We start from the raw sequence: 20,830 nt of genomic DNA on the forward strand, positions 1-20,830 counted from the left end.
GCGCGAAAGCCTCAGATTGGGCCTGCGCGTTGCTTGCCGCAGCGAATAGGCGGGTCTATCAAGAGGAAAACCGGGGGCCAAGGCAAACATCATGCGCATTCTTCTGACCAATGACGACGGCATCAATGCGCCGGGGCTGATCGTGCTTCAGGCGATTGCGGCAGATCTGGCTGGCCCGGAAGGCGAGGTCTGGGTCGTTGCCCCGGCGTTCGAGCAATCGGGCGTGGGCCATTGCATCAGCTACACGCATCCTTTCATGATGACAAAACTGGATGAACGCCGCTTTGCCGCCGAAGGCTCACCCGCGGATTGTGTGTTGGTGGGGCTACATGATGTGATGAAGGATCATCCGCCTGATCTGGTGCTTTCTGGGGTGAACCGGGGCAACAACTCGGCTGAAAATACTTTGTATTCCGGTACGATAGGTGGCGCAATGGAAGCAGCCCTGCAAGGTGTGCCCGCCATCGCCATGTCGCAGTATTTCGGGCCTCGCAACCGCGATCTGAGTGATCCGTTTGAGGCGGCGTTGCGCCATGGTGGCGATCTGGTGCGCCGCATTCTGGCAGCCAGCCCAAACGAGCAGCGAGACTATCGCCTGTTCTACAACGTGAATTTCCCGCCTGTCCCCGCCGATGAGGTTCTGGGAACCCGCGTCGCGCCGCAGGGCTATCGCCGCAATACAAGGTTCGGTGTCGAGCCGCATAATTCGCCCTCGGGCCGCCGGTTCCTGTGGATCAAGGGCGGTGATCAGCATCAGCCGACCGCGCCGGGAACGGATGCGGCGGTCAATCTGGACGGCTATATCTCGGTCACGCCTATGCGTGCGGATTTGACGGCGCACGCCATGCTTGGGGCGCTGAAGGCAATCGAATGAGCGCGCTGGACCCCGAAAAGACCATGCAATTCCTGTTCCAGCTTCGCTCGCGCGGGGTGACGGATGCGCGGGTGCTGGCGGCGATGGAACAGATCGATCGGGGTCTGTTCGTCAAAGGGTTGTTCGCCGAACGTGCCTATGAGGATACGCCATTGCCGATTGCCTGCGGGCAGACGATCAGCCAGCCCTCGGTCGTGGGTCTGATGACGCAGGCGCTGAAAGTGCGGCCTCGGGACACGGTGCTGGAGATCGGGACGGGCTCGGGCTATCAGGCGGCGATCCTGTCCAAGCTGGCGCGCCGGGTTTATACGGTCGAACGCCACAAGCGTCTGGTGCGCGAAACCGGGCAGTTGTTTCGCGAGATGGGATTGACGAATGTCACCGCGATGCTGACCGATGGATCCTTTGGATTGCCGGAACAGGCCCCCTTTGACCGCATCATTGTGACCGCTGCCGCCGAAGATCCGCCCGGGCCACTCTTGGCGCAGCTTAAAATCGGCGGTATCATGGTGCTACCGGTAGGCCAGTCAGATGCGGTGCAGACCCTGATCCGGGTGACGCGCACCGAAGATGGATTGGACTATGATGAATTGTTGCCTGTTCGGTTTGTGCCCCTGCTTGAGGGGCTTGGCAAAGACGAGGCGTAAAGGTTTATTGATATAAATGCGCCAGAACCCCGGAGAACAGGGGCAGGTGTTGAGGACAGTAAGATGAGAGCAGTTTCCAGATCAGCCGCGCGCCGATATGCGATGGGCGTAGCCGCGATTGCCCTTTTGGCCGGGTGCGAGGGGCCGTTCGATTACGACCTGCGCGGAAATGTCGGTGGCTTTTCCACCGCCGATGCGGCGATTGCGGCCACTACCAGCCGCCCGACGCCGGATGCGCGGGGGGTCATAACCTATCCGAATTATCAGGTCGCGGTGGCAAGGACCGGCGACAGTGTCACGGATGTGGCCAGCCGCGTTGGTCTGCCAGCGGCCGAGCTTGCGCGGTTCAACGGGCTTCAGGCCAATGATCCGCTGCGCGAAGGCGAGGTTCTGGCGTTGCCGCGGTCCGTTGGCGGGGCGAGCAATGTCGATATCGCATCGATCGCGGGCTCGGCTATTGATGCCGCGCCCGAGACCGGCGGGGTTCAGACCACCGCGCTGGCCCCCGCGCAGCCCGCTGCCAAGCCGACACCTGCGCCGGCACCCGCTGGGCCAGAGCCGATCCGACACAAGGTGAAACGAGGCGAGACGGCCTTTACCATCTCGCGCCTCTACGAAGTCTCGGTCGAGTCTCTGTCCGAGTGGAACGGTCTGGGGCCGGATTTCATGGTGCGCGAAGGGCAGTTCCTGCTGATCCCGGTCAAGGATCAGCCTGCACCCAAGCGTAGCGCAGCGGCACCTGCCGCCACGGCCACGGCTGTGACACAGCCGGGGCAGGGCTCTCCGACCCCGACGCCGCCCAGTGCGACGCAGCCTTTGCCGGACGAAAACGTCAAGCCGCTGGCCGAAGCCGCACCTGCGCCGGATGTAACGGCTGAGGCACCGACCAGAAGCTCGTCCTCGGCCCTTGCATTGCCTGTGTCGGGGCGGATCATCCGCACCTATGACAAGGGCAAAAATGAAGGGATCGACATCGCAGCGGCACCCGGAACGGCGGTCAAGGCCGCCGATGGGGGTACGGTTGCAGCGGTGACGGCGGATGCGGATCAGGTGCCGATCATTGTGGTGCGCCACGCCAACGACCTGCTGACGGTTTATGCCAATGTCGAGGGGATCACGGTCAAAAAGGGAGACCGGGTGCGGCGCGGGCAAAAGATCGCTGCCCTGCGCGGAGGCGACAACGCCTATGTTCATTTCGAGGTGCGCAAAGGGTTCGAGTCGGTTGATCCCGAGCCTTATCTGAAGTAATCGAATGGCCCGTTCCGGGCCATGCCTCCGGCAGGAGTATTTTTTGAAAAGATGAAGATCGTCAGGCGGTTGGGTCGTAGTCGGCCAGCCGTTTGCCGGGCTCGTCCGCGAATATCTCGGGCAAGGGTTTAACCGTTTCGATCAGGTCGATGCGAAAGACCCGGAATCCATTCCGCAGCTCGCACCAGGCGGTCAGGGTCCAGACGCGGCCCCAATATTCCATGTGTAGCGGGCGGATGATGCGGTCGGTCAAGGTGCCGTCGATACGGCGGTAGTTGAGGTGCAGCTTCTGGCGCGATTTGATTGCGGCGCGGATCGGGGCCATATGGGCCAGTCCGCGCGCCGCATCCGCAAAGGGGTAAACGGCGAATTTCCATGTGTCGGCCTCGGCCACGACCTGGGTGGGAAGCACGGCGTCTACCTTGTCGGCCAGTGACTCAGCGGCGGATTTGAGATCGGGGTCGGCGGCCTGTGCCACGATAGCCATGCCAAGATTCAACGCCTCAAGCTCGGCCGGGGTCAGGTTTAACGGGGGCAGGGTGATTTGTTCGCGGACCATATAGCCGACGCCACGCTCGCCCTCGACCGGGACGCCCGATGCGACCAGCGTATCCATGTCGCGGTAGATCGTGCGGACCGATACCTCGAGCCGGTCCGCAATGTCCTGCGCGCGGTGCAGTTTGCCATCGCGCAGGATCTGGATGATGTCGAACAGGCGGTCAGTGCGGCGCATGACACGCCGTTCTGACCGCGATCAGGCGGTCATGTTCCATAGCACGGTCTCGTGACGCATCTGGACGCTGTCGAGATTGATCACTGCCATCATGGCGGCGGCGCAGTCCTGTTGCATGAATTGTGCGGCGGCGTCCTGTGCGGCTTTCATATCGGTCCAGACCACGTAATCGGTCCAGCGGCCATCTGCGCCCTGGCTCAGCTGACGATGGGCAAATCCGGTGGCCGCGTGGACGAACCCTTCGGACGCCTGACTGAGTTTTACGAACTCTTCCGGGGTGGTGCCGTCCGCTAGTGTGAAGGTGACGATTTCTGCGACATGGGTCATGTGTATCTCCGTTGACCAGGTTTCGATGTCCTTTCCTAGCCGCTTTCAACTGACATAAACCTGTCAGTTGAAAAAAGCGAGCCCTCAAAAATCGTTTGAAGCGTTCAAATTTGGATGCTGAAAAGACCCGCTGCCCTTTTGCACTGGGCTGCAGGGGCGTAAACAGGGGCCGAAATGGAATTCACGGTGCGGATCGTGCCGACCTGATAGGAGAAGACACATGCTTAACAATATCGGCCTTCCCGGTCTGTTGCTAATCGCCGTTGTGGTGCTGGTTCTGTTTGGCCGCGGCAAAATCAGTTCTTTGATGGGCGAAGTAGGCAAGGGCATCACCTCGTTCAAGAAGGGCGTCAAAGAGGGCGCGGATGAGTTGGAGCAGGACGCATCCGAGATGGCCAAGGACGTCACGCCCGAGACCGACAAAGACAAGGCCTAAGCGCAGATGTTTGATCTGGGCTGGACCGAGCTTTTGGTTATCGGCATCGTGGCCCTGATTGTTGTCGGGCCCAAAGACCTGCCGGTTTTGTTCCGAAATGTCGGGCGTTTTGTCGGCAAGGCGCGTGGTATGGCGCGCGAGTTCAGCAGTGCGATGAACGAGGCGGCAGATCAGGCGGGCGTGAATGAGATCAAGAAGGGTCTGAACGCTGCCGCGAACCCGGTCAGCACGGCGATGGACAGCGTGAACGAAGCCGCACGCGACGTTGCAAAAAGCATCGATCCGACAAAGTTCGACCCTGACAGTGCAACTGGCAAGCTGGCGGCTGAACGGGCAGAGCAGGCCAAGAAAATTCAGGCGTCGACTGCACGGGCCGCTGCCGAGCGCAAGGCCAGGGAAGCGGCCGATGCTCTGGCCAAAGCCGAAGAGGCCGAGGCCGCGCTGAATACTGAAAGCAAGACATGAGCAACACCGACGAGATCGAGGATTCCTCGGCCCCATTGATCGAACATCTGGCGGAACTGCGCACCCGGCTGATCCACAGCGTCGTTGCATTTCTGATCGGCATGATCATCTGCTTTACGGTGGCCACACCGATCTTTAACTTCCTCACCAGCCCGCTGTGTCAGGTGCTGAGCGAGCGCGGTCAGGATTGCGGACTGATCTTCATCTCGCCGCAGGAAGGGTTCTTTGTTGCCATCAAGGTCTCGCTTTTGGGCGGGTTCATTCTGGCTTTCCCCTATATCGGGATGCAGATGTGGCGCTTTGTTGCGCCGGGTTTGTACAAGTCCGAAAAGAACGCGTTTTTGCCGTTTATGCTGGCCTCGCCCTTCATGTTCCTATTGGGGGCAAGCTTTGCGTTCTATGTCGTCACGCCGCTGGCCTATGATTTCTTTCTGGGCTTCCAGCAATTCGGGACGGATGGCGAAGCGGTCGCCGATGGGGTCAATGCCGCCCCTCTCAGCGTCGTGTTTCAGGGATCGGCACAGGAATATCTTAACCTCACGATCAAGTTCATCGTGGCCTTTGGCCTGTGTTTCCAACTGCCCGTCCTGCTGACCCTGATGGGAAAGGCCGGGCTGGTCAGCGCGCAAGGTTTGGGCGAGGTTCGCAAATATGCGGTGATCGGTATTCTGGTGCTGGCGGCTGTGGTTACACCCCCCGACGTTATCACTCAGATCATCCTGTTCACCGTGGTCTATGGCCTCTACGAAGTGTCCATCTTCCTCGTCGCCCGCGTCGAGAAAAAGCGCGAGGAGCAGCTGCGCGCCGATGGCTACTATGATGACGAAGAAGCTGAGGCCGATGCAGACATGATGCAGGATTACGAAGACACCAAGTAATTCACGCTCGCTACTTCAAAAGGCGCGCCGATGATTGGCGCGCCTTTTTCGTTTGCAGCCCTTGTTGACCCGCCCCGAACGTGATTTGAACCCGGCAACCAACACCGGAGGAGCCGATGGACGACCAAGCCCTGACCCGTATCGCCGATGCGCTGGACCGGATCGCGCCCGCGCCGCTGGCCGCGCCCGATTTCAACACCGCCCCGGCCTTTGTCTGGCAGGTGGAGCCCGATCGGCTGGACCCAGTTGCACAGGTCAACCGGGTCGATCTGGACCTCTTGGTTGGGATCAACCGCTCACGCGATACGCTGCTGGACAATACGCGCCGGTTTGCGGCGGGCTACAAGGCGAACAACGCGCTGCTGTGGGGCGCACGGGGGATGGGGAAATCCAGCCTGGTCAAGGCCGTCCATGGCACCTTGCAGGCTGACTATCCCGACCTGAAGCTGGTGGAATTGCAGCGCGAAGACATGTCCTCGGTCGCGCGCCTGCTGAATCATCTGCGCGCTGCACCGCACCGGTTTATCCTGTTCTGCGACGATCTGAGCTTTAGCCATGATGACCAGCACTATAAGTCACTCAAGGCAGTGCTGGATGGCGGCATCGAAGGCCGCCCGGAAAACGTGGTCTTCTACGCCACCTCGAACCGCCGCCACCTGATGCCGCGTGACATGATCGAAAACGAACGCTCCAGCGCGATCAACCCGTCCGAAGCGGTTGAAGAGAAAGTCTCGCTCTCGGATCGCTTCGGCCTGTGGCTTGGCTTCCACCCCTGCGATCAGGATGAATATCTGGCAATGATCGACCGCTATTGCGCCGCTTATGGGGTAAGTGCTGACCCTGAAACCCTGCGCGCCGAGGCGATCGAATGGCAAGCGACGCGCGGCGCGCGTTCGGGCCGTGTCGCGTGGCAGTTCTTTGTCGACCTTGCCGGGCGCACCGGCGTTCACATCGAATAAACCGCCTGCTTCATCTTTTCAAAAATACTCCCGCCGGAGGCCTGGCCCGGCACGGGCCATTCCTACAGCAGCGCCACAATCCGCGCAGCCTCATCCGCGGGGCTGGTCAGTGGATCACGATCCTCTCCGGGGTGAAACCGCGCGCGTACGGCGGTGGGCATCGGTGCAGGCTCGATGATCGACACCCGCGGACCGGTGCGTTCTGTTTCCGCCGCCCAGCTACGCGCCAGCGCCATCTGCGCCGCCTTGGTGGCGCCGTAGATGCCATAGAACCGCTCGCCCGCCTTGGGGTCGTCAAAAAACACGGCATGACCTGTTTCGCCCAGCAGGGGCGCAACAAAGGGGATCAGAACCGAGGTCGCGTTGGCGTTGGTGTTGACCGCCTTGGTCCATTCCTTGGGATCGACAAAATTCGCAGGGGTCAGCGCCGATGTATGCACTGCCGTGTGCAGCCACAGATCCACCTTGCCCCAACGGTCATGGATACCCCGGCACAGCGTTGCCATGGCATCGGGGTCGGTGATGTCCATCGGGGCCAGCGTGGCCGTGCCACCGCGTGCCTGAATGCGGTCGTCCAGTTCTTCCAGCCCGCCGGTGGTACGGGCGACGGCGACGATGTGATATTCGGGCGACAGGGCTTCGGCCAGGGCAGCACCCAATCCGCGCGAGGCCCCGGTAATTAGGGCGATTTTGGTCTGATCGGTCATGGGCGCGGTTTGAACGCCTGTGGCCACAGCGTCAAGTCCGGATCAGCTTCCGGGGATGGCGATCCGCTTGTTCTGGCCGCTTTGTCGCAGCATGATTCCATCTTCATCAATGGCCAGAACCTTGCCGGACGACACGCGGCTGCCCGGTCTGACCTTTTTCACGCGCCCCGATCCCATACGCACCAACGCGCGCATATCAGCTTTTGGGCCAAAGACGCCCAGAACGGAAACAGAGCTTTTGTTCAGCGCGCCCTGCTGGGTGGCCGCACTTTTGACGGTTACGTTTGACATGAGCTGCGGACAGGGCGGACCCTGGCCCCTTTGTGCGAGTGGTTTCAGAGCCGCGAGCTAACAAACCGGACGCCCGAACAAAAGGTCATGCGGCGGTGGGCGCGAGCGGTGCACCGAAGCGGTAATGGAAGTCTTTGCAATTCCGATGGTTTCAGCGGTGGGTTGTCGGCGGATTTTCACCACCGGCCAATTCTTCCCCTTGGTCACTTTGCCATTGTCACAACCTTGCATCCCGCGCTGATTCGCACGGGATACAGCAGCTTCAACCCGAGGCCAGTTTGGCCGCGTTCCACGAACCGCCGACGACCTGCATATCTTCTTTCTTCTGGCTGACGCGGCTGCTGTTTTCCAGGTTCCGCAAATAATCCTCGCCAACGCCGGTGATGTAATCACCGTCAAAGCACGAGCAATCAAAGGCAGTGATCTCGGGGTTGCCTTCCTTCGCAGCCCAGATCAGGTCATCGAGATGCTGATAGAACAGAGCGTCTGCGCCCAGTTCCTGCCGGATGTCCTCAATCTCTTTGCCGTTCGCGATCAGTTCATGTCTGGTCGGCATGTCGATGCCGTAGACATTGGGGTATTTCACCGGCGGCGAGGCGCTGGCGACGTAAACTTTCTTGGCTCCGGCCTCGCGGCACATCTGTACGATCTTGGTGATTGTATTGCCGCGCACGATGGAATCGTCGATCAGCAGGACATTGTGGCCCTCGAACTCCAGCGGAACCGCGTTCAGCTTGCGGCGCACGGATTTCTGTCGCTCGGCCTGTCCAGGCATGATGAAGGTGCGCCCGACATAGCGGTTCTTGACCAGTCCTTCGCGGTACGAGATGCCGGTGGCCTTGGCGACCTCAAGCGCAACGGGGCGGGCGCTGTCGGGCACCGGGATGATCCGGTCGATTTCAAGACCCGAGTCCTGGATCTGTTTGGCCAGAGTCTGTCCCATTCGCATCTGGGTCTTGTAAACAGAAACACCATCCAGCAACGAATCCGGGCGGGCGAGGTAAACATATTCAAAGATGCACGGCGTCAGCTTGCCTTCGATGGCCTGAAACTCGTGCATGTTCCCGTCGAGGTCGATCAGGATCGCCTCACCCGCGCGCAGGTCACGCAGCTTTTCGAAACCGTTGATGCCAAAGGCCACATCTTCGGACGCAAAGGCGAAATCGTCGCCTTGCCCTTCGGCCTCGCGCCTGGCAACCGACAGAGGGCGGATGCCGTATGGGTCGCGGAAGGCGAGCATACCGACGCCCGCGATCAGGCAGATGACGGAATAGGCGCCCTGGACCCGCTCCATCGTCATTTTCACGCCGGCAAAGATGTTGCGGATCGGGTCGGAATTGCCGTTCACCTTGATCGCATCGGCCACCTTGTCGGCCAGCACGTTCAGCAGAATCTCGGAATCCGAAGTGGTGCGCAGGTGGCGGCTGTATTTGCCAGTCACCTTCTCGCGCTGTTCGGCGGTGTTGGTGATGTTGCCGTTATGGACCAGATAGATGCCGTAAGGCGCGTTTACGAAAAACGGCTGCGCCTCGGCCGCGCTGAGCGATCCGGCTGTGGGATAGCGCACATGGCCGATCCCGACCTTGCCCAGCAAGGTCTCGGCGTCCTGCGCGTTGAACACATCCTTGACCAGCCCGTTGGCCTTTTTCTCGCGAAAGAACTCACCGTTATAGGTGACGATCCCCGAGGCATCCTGACCCCGGTGCTGCAACATCAGCAGACCGTCATAGATTTCCGCAAAGACATCATGTGTCCGGCTTGCAATCCCCAAAATCCCACACATGTACGGGCTCCAATTTCTACGACGATGTAACGCTGAGTTTGTTCAGGGGGCCAAGTCGACGAGGATGCCGCGTGTTGCATGAGTGCTGGCAATTGGCATCATGGGGTGCGGGCAAGGTCAACGGCTCTGATTCCCTGGCTGTTTCGGGTTCCACTTAAAGCCTAACGCCGCGCTTGTCATCAAAGGATCACATTCACCTTTTGCCGCAGTCGGAGCGGCAATCAACGCAGCGGTTGCGCGGTAAAGGTGACAAAAATCATCCCATGTGCTCAGATGACCGGATGAACGCCAAGCAAGACGTTCAGAAGTTTGGTGGGGAACAGAATATGTGGCAGCACAAGCAAGGCGCGAAAAAGGCAGAAACGGTCAAGCGAAGGTGCCACCGATGCAGAGGGCAGGGGCGCGCGCCCTGCGAGATCTGCAAAGGGTCCGGCGAGGTGATCAAAAGCCGGGACATTCACGGCAGGCCGATCCCGTCCCGGTGTGACGGGTGTTTCGGGCTCAAGACCATTCGATGCGCGGTGTGCGGCGGCGAGGGGTTCGTTTGACCCCATATGGGCAGAAAAAACCCGGCGCAGGGCCGGGTTTTGTTTGTGAATTCTCGAAAGGCAAAACCTTATTCGTTGGCGGTGCCGGTGGCCGCTTCGGCCTCGCTGCTGTCCAGACCGCTATGGGCCGCGCAGCTGGCGACAAGTTGTTCATATTGCGCGGTGATCCAGCCCAGAGCAGCCTCGGGGTTTTGTTCTTCGATGCGGTCGCTGAACTGTTCGAACACCTTGGCCGAGCGGCTTTCATCAACGATGGTGTAGGACTGTCCGGTCATAACCGTGTCGTAGACAAAGAAGGCGATGGCAACCAGCAGGATGCCGCGTGCGATGCCGAAGAAAAACCCTAGCGCCTGATCCAGACCACCAATGGCCGAACGTTGAACGAGCGACGAGAACAGTGGCGTAAATATGCTGACCACGATTAGCGCAACGGCGAACACGGCGGCAAAGCCCGTGATCACGGACAATTCGCAGCTGTCGCGCAGGAAATCTCCGACAACGGGGATTTCCTTGACCAGCGGAACCACCTGCGGGGCAAAGATGAATGCCAGCACGGCGGCGGCCACCCAACCTGCGATGGCCAGAACCTCGCGCAGGAACCCGCGCGAATAGGCCAGCAGGCCCGACACCACGACGATCAGGGCAACGACCCCGTCAATAATTGTAAAACCTTCCATGGCCCTCGCCTGTTCGTTTTCTGCCCCTCAGGGCGCGACCTTAACCTGCTCCGAAGGTTTCGCCAACAAACCCAACCAAATCAGAGGGTCGGGTGAGTGTCAGACCTGCCACAGTACCGGTTTTGCCACCTGCCGGAGCAATCGCCGCCGTGAAACCAAGTTTTTGCGCCTCTTTCAACCTGTTTTCAGTCTGCGGGGCCGGTCTAAGTGCCCCGGACAGCGAGATTTCTCCGAAAACGACGGTGTCGGCGGGCAAGGCGGTGTCTTCACGCGCGCTGAGCAGTGCGGCGGCCACGGCAAGGTCGGCGGCGGGTTCGCTGATTTTCAGACCTCCGGCGACGTTGAGATAGACATCGAGCCCTGCAAAGGGGATGCCGCAGCGCGCTTCGAGCACTGCGAGGATCATCGCCAGCCGCCCGCTGTCCCAGCCCACAACGGTGCGGCGGGCCTGCGAATGCGGTGAGGGCGCGACGAGCGCCTGAAGTTCCACCAGCACCGGGCGGGTGCCTTCGATCCCGGCAAATACCGCCGACCCGGGGCTGGGGGTGCCGCGTTCGGACAGGAACAGGGCCGAAGGGTTGGTGACTTGCGCCAGACCCTTGCCCGTCATCTCGAACACACCGATCTCATCTGCGGGGCCAAAGCGGTTCTTGACGGCGCGTAGGATGCGGAACTGGTGGCCGCGTTCGCCTTCGAAATACAGCACGGTGTCAACCATGTGTTCGACCACGCGTGGACCTGCGATCTGGCCTTCCTTGGTGACGTGACCGACCATGATGATGGAAACGCCGTGTCGTTTCGCAAACGTGGTCAATTCATGCGCTGCGGCCCGGACTTGTGACACTGAACCCGGCGCACTGTCCACGTTGTCGGCCCACATGGTCTGGATCGAATCGATGATCGCAAGACCGGGCTTTTCGGTCTCGAGCGTTGTCAGGATATCGCGTAGGTTGGTCTCGGCCGCCAGTTGCACCGGCGCGTCCTCAAGCCCAAGGCGGCGGGCACGCATCCGGACCTGCGCGCTGGCTTCCTCGCCCGAGACATAGATGGTTTTGACGCCAGCGCGCGCAAAACGGGCGGCGGCCTGCAGCAGCAAGGTAGATTTGCCGATGCCCGGGTCTCCGCCGACCAACAGGGCCGAGGCCGGGACAAGGCCGCCACCCAGTACACGATCCAGTTCCTCAACCCCGCAGAGCGTGCGGGGCGGTGGGGTTTCCTCGGTAGCGAGGTCCGTGAGTGCGATGGACTGGCCGCGTTTGCCACCGAGGGACTTCTTTGCGGGGCCAGCCGAAAGCGGGGTTTCCTGCACGATGGTGTTCCATTCGCCGCAGGCGTCGCAGCGCCCGGACCAGCGTGAGTGGGATGCGCCACAGGCGGAGCAGGAGAAAGATGTCGTCTTAGCCATGGCGCACTTGGTGCCCGAGGATGGCCGGTTCTTCAAGCCCTTGCGGGCTTTCCTCACCGCCGGTGGGGCGCCGTGCGCTCGGGCCCTGCGGGCCGTCGCCCCCGGCGGGCGCGGATGCGCCTACTCTGCGGCGCGCGGGGGCGACATGGCGATCACGCTGGATGCGGTTGGGTCTTTGTCGTCAGGTGGTGCTTGCAATTGGGCCGAGAGTTCCGGCAACAGTTCGAACAACTCATCACGCAGGCGTCTGAGTTGCGATTTGGCGATGGATTCCTCGATCTCGATGTCGCGGGTCCACTGGCGCAGCTCGTGTTGGATGGTCTGGGCATCCTCGATCCGGTGCTGGAACTGTTCGATCTCTTCCTGACGTTGCTGCAGGAACATGCGGGCACGCGCGACCTTGGCTTCGCCATATGTATCGGCCAGTTCCTGACTGACCTGGCTCATCTGCGCGGCAAGTTCCAGGATCTGCGGTTCAAGCCCCTGCAGATCAGGGTGGTCGCGCAGAAAGGCCATGCGTTCCTTGACCGCGTCGAACTCGGACCTCAGCGAAAACGCACCGCTACGGTCGGCGGCGTGGGCGACCTGATAGGCATCGACGATGTCGTGCATGTTCAGCGCGAATTTCCGATGGTTGTTTTCCAGCGCCATCATCCGAGCATTGGCGGGCAGGTAGAAGGCGAGCATCAAGATCAGAGCGGTCATTCCGATCTGGATATAGATCCCTGCGTCAATTGTGGTGCCACCGGTTAAACCGGCTTGCATGGACAGCCACGGCAATATGCCAAATGCGGAAAGAATGGTCACGGTGACGGCGAAAAGGGCCGCGGCGCAGATCAGGACAAAGGTAAAACGAATAAAGGCATTCTGAAATTGCAATGTTACGTTATGGAGTGTGTGCATAATCGTGCATCTCCTTCTTGAACCGGTACAGACCGGGACCAGAAGCGGAAGACACGACAAACAAGCAAGGTGATCCGCTACGGACCCGTGAGTTACAAAAACTTTGCTGCTCGAAGTATAAAGATGATACTCAGTTTAATGTTTTCAATCAATTAGGTCTGAGGATTTCGTGATCGGAATGTCATCTCTGTAATATGACCCAGGGTCAACGAGGCCAGAATGCAGCCCGTGAACAGGTATAATCCCCACGCTGTTTCGATGGTCGCGTAAGAGATGCCCTTGGCCAAGGTGATGTAGAGCGCGATGAGGAAAATGTCGGCCATCGCCAGTTTGCCGAGGATGTTGAGCGCGGGCTGAACGCGCGGGTCCAGCAGGTTCCATTGGATCAACGCGGTGCCGATGGTTTTGATGTAGGGCGCGAAGAGGGCGAAGACGGTGACGACCAGCGCGAGGAAGATGTCGGATTTCCACAAGGATTGGAGACCGGTGATGACGCTGATCTCTGATAGCCCGAAGATCGGGAGAAGGCCCGCGCGCATCAGTGGGGCGAACCATGCGATGGGGTAGAGGATCAGGAGCGAGAGGGTGGCGATCTTTAAGATTCCGCATCTCCAGTTTTGTCTTCGATTTGTTTCGGAGGTGCTGGAAGTCCAAGCGCTTCGTCAGATTCTCCTTCAGCGATCAGGAAAATTCTCTTAAACAAATCCACCACTGGATTCAGGTTCTTGGCACTTTGGCCCGCTACGGCGGTCACCTCAGTTACACCTGCCAACATGACATCCAGGTCACTAATCTTCTTATGGATCTCGGATTGGAGTTTCTCCAGCCGATTCAGAAGCCTCCGCTTGTGCTTTTCTTCGAACGCACTTGAGGATCGAATTTTTTGTCGAGCCTCATTTATGTGCCCTTCAATCTCCTCGACCTGTTCTTTTGTTAAGCGAACATGATGGTTCTCATAATCGACTAAAACGCTTCTGGACCCCTTAATAATCTTAAAGGTCAATTCTAGTTGCTGGATTTGAACAAGGACTCTGTCACACGCCTTTTCAACATTTTCAGATCTAGATGGGTCTAATATTTGAATTGGTTGCCCCAATTGTTTTGCTAGCTCTATGGCTTTCCCATATTGCTCAAACAGTTTTCCCGCAATCCGCGTAGCATGGGCATGGTCTTTTGTGCCGCCCAAGTGTCCACCGTTAATCTTCTTGATCTCAAGAATAACTTCTTCCAAATCTTCAAACGGATCCATCTACTTCACCTAATCTACCGCACCGCCTCAATCGGCCCTTCCGCGCTCCCGCTGATGAACTGCTCGACATAAGGATCACCCGAGCTGTCCATCTGTGCCACAGGTCCGGTCCACTGGATCACGCCGTCATGCAGCATGGCCACGTTGTCGGCAATCGCCCGGACCGAACTCATGTCGTGGGTGATGGTCATCGCGGTGGCGCCCATCTCGGTCACGATCTCGCGGATCAGGTCGTTGATGACGCCTGACATGATCGGGTCCAGACCCGTTGTGGGCTCATCAAAAAATATGATCTCGGGGTCGGCGGCGATGGCGCGGGCGAGGCCGACGCGTTTTTGCATCCCGCCCGACAGTTCGGACGGGTAAAGATCGGCCACCTTGGCGCGCAGGCCCACGCGGCGCAGCTTGTCGATGGCAATCTCGCGGGCGTAATCGGCAGGGCGTTTGAGCGGGCCGCGCAGCAGGCGGAAGGCGACGTTCTGCCAGATGGGCAGCGAGTCAAAGAGCGCGGCCCCCTGAAACAACATGCCGAACCGGGCCAGAAAGGCATCGCGGTCGCCCTTGCTGGCATCTTTGCCATCCACATAGATGGTGCCGCTGTCCTGCTTGATCAGGCCAAGGATGCACTTTAGCGCGACCGATTTCCCGGTGCCCGAGCCGCCGATGATCACCATCGAGGTGCCCTTGGGGATCTCAAGGTTCATGCCCTGCAACACGTGGTTGTCGCCAAAGGCTTTATGTACGTTCTCCATCCGGATCATAGCGAGAAGAACACCCCTGTTAGGACAAAATTGGCGGCGAGGATCAGCACGGCAGCGGCCTCGACCGAGCCCTTGGTGGCGCGGCCCACGCCCTGCGCGCCGCGGCCCGAGGACATGCCGTAGTAGCAGCCCATGATGGCCGCGATCAGGCCGAAAGCGGCCCCTTTGACCAGCGAGGATATGATGTCGCGGGCCTCAAGGAAATCGACTGTGTTCTTCAGATAGGCCGCCGGGTTGAAACCAAGGTTCTGGGTGGCCACAGTATAGCCGCCTGCAATGCCGATGATATCCCCGATCCCGACCAGCACAGGCACGGTGATCAGCGCGGCCAGCACACGTGGCGCGGTCAGGTATTTCATCGGATGCGTGGACAGGGTGACCAGCGCATCGATCTGCTCGGTCACTTTCATGGTCGCGATTTCAGCCGCGATGGATGAGGTCACGCGCGCGGCGATCATCAGGCCGACCAGCACCGGGCCAAGTTCGCGCACCATGCCAATGGCGACGATCTGGGGCACAACGGCCTCGGCGTTGAAACGCGCGCCGCCTGCGTAGATTTGCAAGGCCAGTGCGCCGCCGGTGAAGATGGCGGTCAGACCCACGACGGGCAGGGACAGCCAGCCGATATTCATCAGCGCGATGCCGAACTCGCGCGGATAGAAGGGCGGGCGGAAGATGTGCGAAATCGCATCCAGCGCGAACAGTGCCACGCGGCCAAAAGCGGCCAGCATGGTCAGCACTGCGCGTCCCACTCCGCCCAGCAGCGAGACAGGATTCATTCCACGTAGCCCCGCGAATACCGGCTGCCCATCGAGGTCAGAATCTCGTATCCGATGGTGCCTGCCGCTTCGGCAAGGTCATCCACGGTCTGGTGCCCGTTCAGTATGCGCAGGCGGTCGGGGTCGTAAGGCAAATCGGTAACATCCACGGTGATCAGATCCATCGAGATACGTCCTACCACCGGGCAGGGCTGATCACCAGCAAAGGTATCAATTCCGCCGCCAATGGCACGATGCAGCCCATCGGCATACCCTGCGGCAACGGTTGCGATGCGCGACGGGCGGCGCGCAACCCAGCTGTTGCCATAACCGACGGTCTCTCCCACCGCGACCTTGCGCACCTGAATCACCGGCAGATCGACGGTGACCACGGGTTTGGCCCCGGCAAAGGGCAGCCCGCCATACAGACCGATTCCGGGTCGGCAGAAGTCAAAATGGAACTCGGGGCCCAGCAAGGTGCCGCCGGTCGCGGCCAGCGAGCGGGGCACCTCGATCCCGTCGGTCATCTGCCTGAATGTCTCAAGCTGCTGGCGGTTCATCGGGTGTTCGGGTTCGTCCGAGCAGGCCAGATGAGACATGGCGACCAGCGGGTTCCGCTTTAGCGCTTCGTGTTTCAGCTCTGCCCAGTCTGCCGGTTCCAGCCCCAGACGGTTCATGCCGCTGTCCAGCTGAATGCCGAACGGGTGATCGGGCAGGGCCTCGATATGTCGTTTAAACTGTTGGGGCGAGTTGATCAGCGGCGTCAGTTTGTGATTGCGTAGCAAATCCTTGTCACCATCCATGTGACCCGAGAACACGGCGACCAGCGCCTCGGGGCCAACCGCCTCGCGCACGATGGCTCCTTCTTCGGCGACGGCGACGAAGAATTTGCGCACGCCTTCTTCGGCCAGTGCCCAGGCCACCGGTTCCGCGCCCAGACCGTAGGCGTCGGCTTTGACCACGGCGCCGGTCTCGACGTTGGTCTTGGCATCCAGTGTGCGCCAGTTCTGGGTCAGGGCATGAAGGTTAACGGTCAGATGTGCAGTACTCATGGCCTCGTTCATGACATTGCGATGACAGAGGTCAAGAGGGAACGCGCTGAAAGCAACGTCGTTTTCCGGCGCAATCTGCTGCCTGTTGCAAAACAGTCAAGTGGGACAGGCCTATTGAGGCTTTGGCCGCGTTCTCCGGCGATTAAGCGATTGTGCGACGGTAAAGATCAAAAGTGACGTGCGGACATTATCGTTGACGAGTTCTTGCGTTGAGGGCTGGTTGCGACGTCTGAGCTCCGAACGCCAGGTGAGCACAGGGGCCGCGCGATCAATAGCCTTCGATCTGGCTGTCCTGCTGCCACGGTTTGACCAGATTGCCAAAGCGGGTGAACTGCGCCTCAAACGACAGTTCGACCGTGCCGATGGGGCCGTGGCGTTGCTTGCCGACGATAACCTCGGCCTTGCCATGCAGGCGTTCCATAGCCTGCTTCCATTCTTCCATCTTATCAAGCTCGTGATCGCCGGGCTTTTCGCGTTCTTTGTAGTATTCCTCGCGGAACACGAACATCACCACGTCGGCATCCTGTTCGATCGAGCCGGATTCCCGCAGGTCAGAAAGCTGCGGGCGCTTGTCGTCGCGGTTTTCCACCTGACGGCTCAGCTGCGACAGGGCGATGACCGGGATGTTCAACTCCTTGGCAATGGCCTTCATGCCCATCGAAATTTCGGCAATTTCGTTGACGCGGTTGTCGGCCATCCCGCGGCAGAGTTGCAGATAGTCGATCACCAGCAGGTCCAGCCCATGCGTCCGCTTCAATCGCCGGGCGCGCGCCGCGAGTTGCGAGATCGGCAGGGCAGGGGTGTCGTCAATGAACAGCGGGCAGGCTTCCAGTTCTTTGGCGGCATCCACGAAACGGCGGAACTCGGCCTCGGTCATGTCGCCCTGACGGATTTTGTGGCTGGAAATTTCCGAAGCTTCGGCCAGAACTCGGCCTGCCAACTGCTCGGCGCTCATTTCGAGCGAGAAGAAGCCGACCACGCCACCGTCAATCGCGCCTTCGCTGCCATCGGGCTTGGTGCCGCGCTTATAGGCTTTGGCCACGTTAAACGCGACGTTGGTCGCCAGCGAGGTTTTTCCCATCGACGGGCGACCGGCGAGGATGATCAGGTCGGACGGATGCAGACCCCCAAGCTGCTTATCCAGGTCGGCCAGACCGGTGGAAATCCCCGCCATGCCGCCACCGCGCTGGTACGCTTCGTTGGTGACGTTGACGGCTTCTGTGACCGCCTTGAGGAAGGATTGAAAACCCTGTTCGGTCTGGCCCTGCTCGGACAACTGGTAAAGTTGTTGCTCGGCCTCGACGATCTGTTCCTTGGGCTCGCTGGACACATCGACCCGCGCCGCCTTGTCCGAGATGTCGCGGCCCAGCCGGATCAACTCGCGCCGGATGGCGAGGTCATAGATCATCTGGGCATAGTCATGCACCGCGAAGGCGCTGATCGAGGCACCGGCCAGTTTGACCAGATAGGCCGGGCCGCCCAGTTCTTTCAGGCCCTCATCCTCGGCCATGAAGGATTTGAGCGTCACAGGCGAGGCCAGCGCATTCTTGGCGATGCGCGTGGCCGCTACCTCGTAGATCCGTGAGTGGACCGGGTCATAGAAATGCTCGGCCCCGATGATCGAAGCCACCCGGTCATAGAGATCGTTATTCGTCAGGATCGCACCCAGAAGCTGCTGTTCGGCTTCAATGGAATGCGGCATGGTTTCCGGATTCTGAATCTGCGCCGCTGCCTGCTCGATACTGCTGATCTCGTTCATTGCTGCTCTCTATGCCTGTTAGGCACCGTCCATAGCTTAGCCCCTTGAGTCGGGGCAAATTGTATGTTTCTGGGGATAGGCTGTGCATATCTCCGGGCCCCATCATATTGAAGGATGAGGGGTGCCCGCGTCAACATATTGTGTGATTGATGCACTGCGCGCGGACGTTGTTTCCGAACCTTGCACAGCTGCCGCCACGTCAGCTTTTGTTGGCTTCCTGCCAACCGCGCGGGTCATTCAGGAAGGCCTCGACCCCGTCCAGCGTCTCTTTGTCGAACGCTTTCTGGGCCTTAGCTTCGGCCAGCACGTCCCACCATGTGCAAAGGCTGTGCAGTTTCACGCCGTGATCGCCCAGCGTCTTTTCGGTTTCGGGGAAAATGCCGTAGTAGAAGATCACTGCCGTATGCCCACAAGTCGCGCCTGTTTCGCGGATCGCATCCACGAACGACAGTTTGCTGCCGCCATCGGTGGTCAGATCTTCGACCAACAGAACACGTTCGCCCTCGCTCATCGCGCCTTCAATGCGGGCGTTACGGCCATAGCCTTTGGGCTTCTTACGCACATAGGTCATCGGCAGGGCCATGCGTTCCGCAACCATTGCGGCAAAGGGGATACCTGCGGTCTCACCACCCGCGATATTGTCGAACGCCTCGAACCCGGCATCGCGCATCACAGTGACGGTCAGAAAGTCCATCAGGGCCGAGCGGATGCGCGGGTATGAGATCAGCTTGCGGCAATCGATATAGGTCGGGCTGGGCAGGCCCGAGGCCAGCGTGAACGGTTCGCGCGAATTGAAGTGCACCGCCTTGATCTCCAGCAGCATCCGCGCGGTCAGGCGGGCGATTTCGGTGCTGTCGGGGAAGGAACTGGGGATCATGGCGCAAACCTCTGAGCTAAGGGAATGTTGCGGGCTGATAGCCCGACCCTTGGGCCAGAGTCGAGGGGGACACAAAAGAAAAGCGGACCCCCAAGAGGTCCGCTTTCGCCCATGCGGGCAGAACAGCCAAGGTGGGCTTAGCTGCTCATGTCATAGGCACGTTCCCCGTGTACCGACAGATCGAGCCCGTTTGTCTCGGTCTCTGCGTCTACGCGAAGCGGCGTGATCAGTGCAACCACCTTGACCAGCACAAAGGTGACAATTGCCGTAAAGGCACCCACGATGATCAGGCCGCCAAGCTGGGCTGTCCAAGTGCCCAGACCGAACAGGGCGATCATGATGGTGCCGAAGATGCCGCCGACGCCGTGCACGGCGAACACGTCCAGCGTGTCGTCGATGTTCAGCTTGTTGCGGATGACGTTCACGGCCTCTTGGCACAGCACGCCCGCAACCGCGCCGATGATCAGCGCCTGCACCGGACCCACAAAGCCCGAGGCCGGGGTGATCGAGGCCAGACCTGCGATGGTGCCCGTGACCAGACCCACCATCGACGCTTTGCCAAAGCGGATGCGTTCCCACAGCGCCCATGTCAGCGAGGCGGTGGCGGCAGACAGGTGCGTAACGGTCATCGCCATCGCGGCCCCGCCGTCAGCGGCCAATTGCGAGCCGCCGTTAAAGCCGAACCAGCCGACCCACAGCGTTGCGGCACCCACCATCACGTAGCCGGGATTGTGCGGAGGCGTGGTGCGGTTGCAGCGCGGGCCGAGGATGACGGCGATGATCAGCGCGGCCAGACCTGCGGTTTCATGGACCACGATACCGCCCGCAAAATCGCGCACGCCAATCTCTCCCAGAATGCCGCCATCAGCCAGCATCCCGCCGCCCCAAATCCAATGCACCACCGGGGCATAACACAGCAGCATCCAGAGCGCCGAGAAGGTGAGCACAAAGCCAAAACCCACACGTTCCACATAGGCCCCGACGATCAGGGCGGGGGTGATGATGGCAAAGGTCATCTGGAAGGCAAAGAACAGGATCTCGGGCAGGGTGCCTGCAAGGCTGTCGGCGTCGACACCGTTCAGGAACGCCTTGCCTAGCCCGCCCCAAAGACCGCTTTCACCGGGCCCGAAGGCGATGGAATACCCTGCGACCAACCACAGAATGCTCATCAAACAGGCAATCGAAAAGCAATGCATGAACACGCTGAGCACATTTCGGGCACGCACAAGCCCGCCATAGAACAGGGCAAGCCCCGGCAATGTCATGAACAGGACCAGTGCTGTTGCAACGATGATCCAGGCTGTATCGGCTCCGTTCATGGGCCGCTCTCCTTTCCCTGTGGTCTGCGCTGGCCAGCGGCCGCGTTTGCGTGAGTGATGGGGCAGCGTTAGATGCTGAACAAGGTCGGGTAAAAAAGAGGCAACGGCGAAAAAGCCGCTCAATTTCGCGGCCTTTTCTCAACTGATGATTAATTTTGCGCCTATTGGCGGCAG

General features: G+C 60.1%; 23 protein-coding genes. 7 read left to right on the top strand and 16 right to left on the bottom strand.

Annotated features, from left to right (window positions below):
• Positions 1–91 precede the first annotated feature (91 nt).
• The 3 genes from surE (at position 92) to ACR0FG_RS01420 (ending at position 2,769) form a co-directional block, all read left to right on the top strand.
• Entirely contained in the window at positions 92–874 is a 783-nt protein-coding gene (gene surE, locus ACR0FG_RS01410) for a 5'/3'-nucleotidase SurE (RefSeq protein ID WP_480889327.1), read from the top strand.
• Entirely contained in the window at positions 871–1,521 is a 651-nt protein-coding gene (locus ACR0FG_RS01415; protein WP_480889328.1) for a protein-L-isoaspartate(D-aspartate) O-methyltransferase, read from the top strand. Before surE ends, ACR0FG_RS01415 begins: the two co-directional genes overlap by 4 nt.
• 63 nt (positions 1,522–1,584) lie before the next feature.
• Positions 1,585–2,769, top strand: coding sequence for a peptidoglycan DD-metalloendopeptidase family protein (locus ACR0FG_RS01420; RefSeq protein ID WP_480889330.1), 1,185 nt, complete (start codon positions 1,585–1,587; stop codon positions 2,767–2,769).
• Between the two features lie 61 nt (positions 2,770–2,830).
• Here ACR0FG_RS01420 and ACR0FG_RS01425 read toward each other — a convergent pair whose 3' ends face one another.
• Positions 2,831–3,502: a helix-turn-helix transcriptional regulator gene (locus ACR0FG_RS01425; RefSeq protein WP_480889332.1), complete on the bottom strand. Its 672-nt coding sequence runs from the start codon at positions 3,500–3,502 to the stop codon at positions 2,831–2,833.
• Positions 3,503–3,523: 21 nt separating this feature from the next.
• The gene (locus tag ACR0FG_RS01430) at positions 3,524–3,829 is read right to left on the bottom strand and encodes a hypothetical protein (RefSeq protein WP_480889335.1); all 306 of its coding nucleotides are present in this window, start codon (positions 3,827–3,829) and stop codon (positions 3,524–3,526) included.
• A 220-nt stretch (positions 3,830–4,049) separates the two neighbouring features.
• Between ACR0FG_RS01430 and ACR0FG_RS01435 the strand changes: the two genes are divergently transcribed.
• The 4 genes from ACR0FG_RS01435 (at position 4,050) to ACR0FG_RS01450 (ending at position 6,567) form a co-directional block, all read left to right on the top strand.
• The gene (locus ACR0FG_RS01435) at positions 4,050–4,265 is read left to right on the top strand and encodes a twin-arginine translocase TatA/TatE family subunit (protein WP_170354368.1); all 216 of its coding nucleotides are present in this window, start codon (positions 4,050–4,052) and stop codon (positions 4,263–4,265) included.
• Positions 4,266–4,271: 6 nt separating this feature from the next.
• Complete coding sequence (gene tatB, locus ACR0FG_RS01440; protein ID WP_480889338.1) at positions 4,272–4,730, top strand: Sec-independent protein translocase protein TatB; 459 nt, start codon at positions 4,272–4,274, stop codon at positions 4,728–4,730.
• Entirely contained in the window at positions 4,727–5,608 is an 882-nt protein-coding gene (gene tatC, locus ACR0FG_RS01445) for a twin-arginine translocase subunit TatC (protein ID WP_170711730.1), read from the top strand. Before tatB ends, tatC begins: the two co-directional genes overlap by 4 nt.
• Before the next feature lie 116 nt (positions 5,609–5,724).
• Complete coding sequence (locus ACR0FG_RS01450; protein WP_480889340.1) at positions 5,725–6,567, top strand: ATP-binding protein; 843 nt, start codon at positions 5,725–5,727, stop codon at positions 6,565–6,567.
• A gap of 62 nt (positions 6,568–6,629) precedes the next feature.
• Here the strand turns inward: ACR0FG_RS01450 and ACR0FG_RS01455 are convergent, their stop codons facing one another.
• From ACR0FG_RS01455 to ACR0FG_RS01520, 14 genes are all read right to left on the bottom strand, one after another.
• Entirely contained in the window at positions 6,630–7,274 is a 645-nt protein-coding gene (locus tag ACR0FG_RS01455; RefSeq protein WP_480889342.1) for an SDR family NAD(P)-dependent oxidoreductase, read from the bottom strand.
• Positions 7,275–7,316: 42 nt separating this feature from the next.
• Positions 7,317–7,565, bottom strand: a complete 249-nt coding sequence (locus ACR0FG_RS01460; protein WP_170711736.1) for a hypothetical protein — start codon at positions 7,563–7,565, stop codon at positions 7,317–7,319.
• Positions 7,566–7,827: 262 nt separating this feature from the next.
• Entirely contained in the window at positions 7,828–9,348 is a 1,521-nt protein-coding gene (gene purF, locus ACR0FG_RS01465) for an amidophosphoribosyltransferase (protein ID WP_480889343.1), read from the bottom strand.
• Positions 9,349–9,964: 616 nt separating this feature from the next.
• Positions 9,965–10,573: a CvpA family protein gene (locus tag ACR0FG_RS01470; protein WP_480889345.1), complete on the bottom strand. Its 609-nt coding sequence runs from the start codon at positions 10,571–10,573 to the stop codon at positions 9,965–9,967.
• Between the two features lie 40 nt (positions 10,574–10,613).
• Complete coding sequence (gene radA, locus ACR0FG_RS01475; protein ID WP_170711742.1) at positions 10,614–11,978, bottom strand: DNA repair protein RadA; 1,365 nt, start codon at positions 11,976–11,978, stop codon at positions 10,614–10,616.
• A gap of 120 nt (positions 11,979–12,098) precedes the next feature.
• Positions 12,099–12,881: a DNA repair protein gene (locus tag ACR0FG_RS01480; protein ID WP_480889347.1), complete on the bottom strand. Its 783-nt coding sequence runs from the start codon at positions 12,879–12,881 to the stop codon at positions 12,099–12,101.
• A gap of 152 nt (positions 12,882–13,033) precedes the next feature.
• Entirely contained in the window at positions 13,034–13,483 is a 450-nt protein-coding gene (locus ACR0FG_RS01485) for a paraquat-inducible protein A (protein WP_480889553.1), read from the bottom strand.
• Positions 13,477–14,130, bottom strand: a complete 654-nt coding sequence (locus ACR0FG_RS01490; RefSeq protein WP_480889349.1) for a hypothetical protein — start codon at positions 14,128–14,130, stop codon at positions 13,477–13,479. Before ACR0FG_RS01490 ends, ACR0FG_RS01485 begins: the two co-directional genes overlap by 7 nt.
• A gap of 14 nt (positions 14,131–14,144) precedes the next feature.
• Positions 14,145–14,891 carry an ATP-binding cassette domain-containing protein gene (locus tag ACR0FG_RS01495; protein WP_170711751.1) on the bottom strand — a complete coding sequence of 249 codons (747 nt, stop codon included), beginning with the start codon at positions 14,889–14,891 and terminating at the stop codon, positions 14,145–14,147.
• Positions 14,888–15,670: an MlaE family ABC transporter permease gene (locus ACR0FG_RS01500; protein WP_170711753.1), complete on the bottom strand. Its 783-nt coding sequence runs from the start codon at positions 15,668–15,670 to the stop codon at positions 14,888–14,890. Before ACR0FG_RS01500 ends, ACR0FG_RS01495 begins: the two co-directional genes overlap by 4 nt.
• Positions 15,667–16,701 carry an alanine racemase gene (gene alr / locus ACR0FG_RS01505; protein ID WP_170711755.1) on the bottom strand — a complete coding sequence of 345 codons (1,035 nt, stop codon included), beginning with the start codon at positions 16,699–16,701 and terminating at the stop codon, positions 15,667–15,669. Before alr ends, ACR0FG_RS01500 begins: the two co-directional genes overlap by 4 nt.
• A gap of 268 nt (positions 16,702–16,969) precedes the next feature.
• Positions 16,970–18,460 (bottom strand): replicative DNA helicase, encoded by a 1,491-nt coding sequence (locus tag ACR0FG_RS01510; RefSeq protein WP_170711757.1) that lies wholly within the window; start codon positions 18,458–18,460, stop codon positions 16,970–16,972.
• A gap of 199 nt (positions 18,461–18,659) precedes the next feature.
• Positions 18,660–19,337: an orotate phosphoribosyltransferase gene (locus tag ACR0FG_RS01515; RefSeq protein ID WP_480889353.1), complete on the bottom strand. Its 678-nt coding sequence runs from the start codon at positions 19,335–19,337 to the stop codon at positions 18,660–18,662.
• Positions 19,338–19,474: 137 nt separating this feature from the next.
• Positions 19,475–20,656: an ammonium transporter gene (locus ACR0FG_RS01520; protein WP_480889355.1), complete on the bottom strand. Its 1,182-nt coding sequence runs from the start codon at positions 20,654–20,656 to the stop codon at positions 19,475–19,477.
• Between the last annotated feature and the right edge of the window lie 174 nt (positions 20,657–20,830).

This window comes from Ruegeria sp. E1 (genome assembly GCF_056534225.1).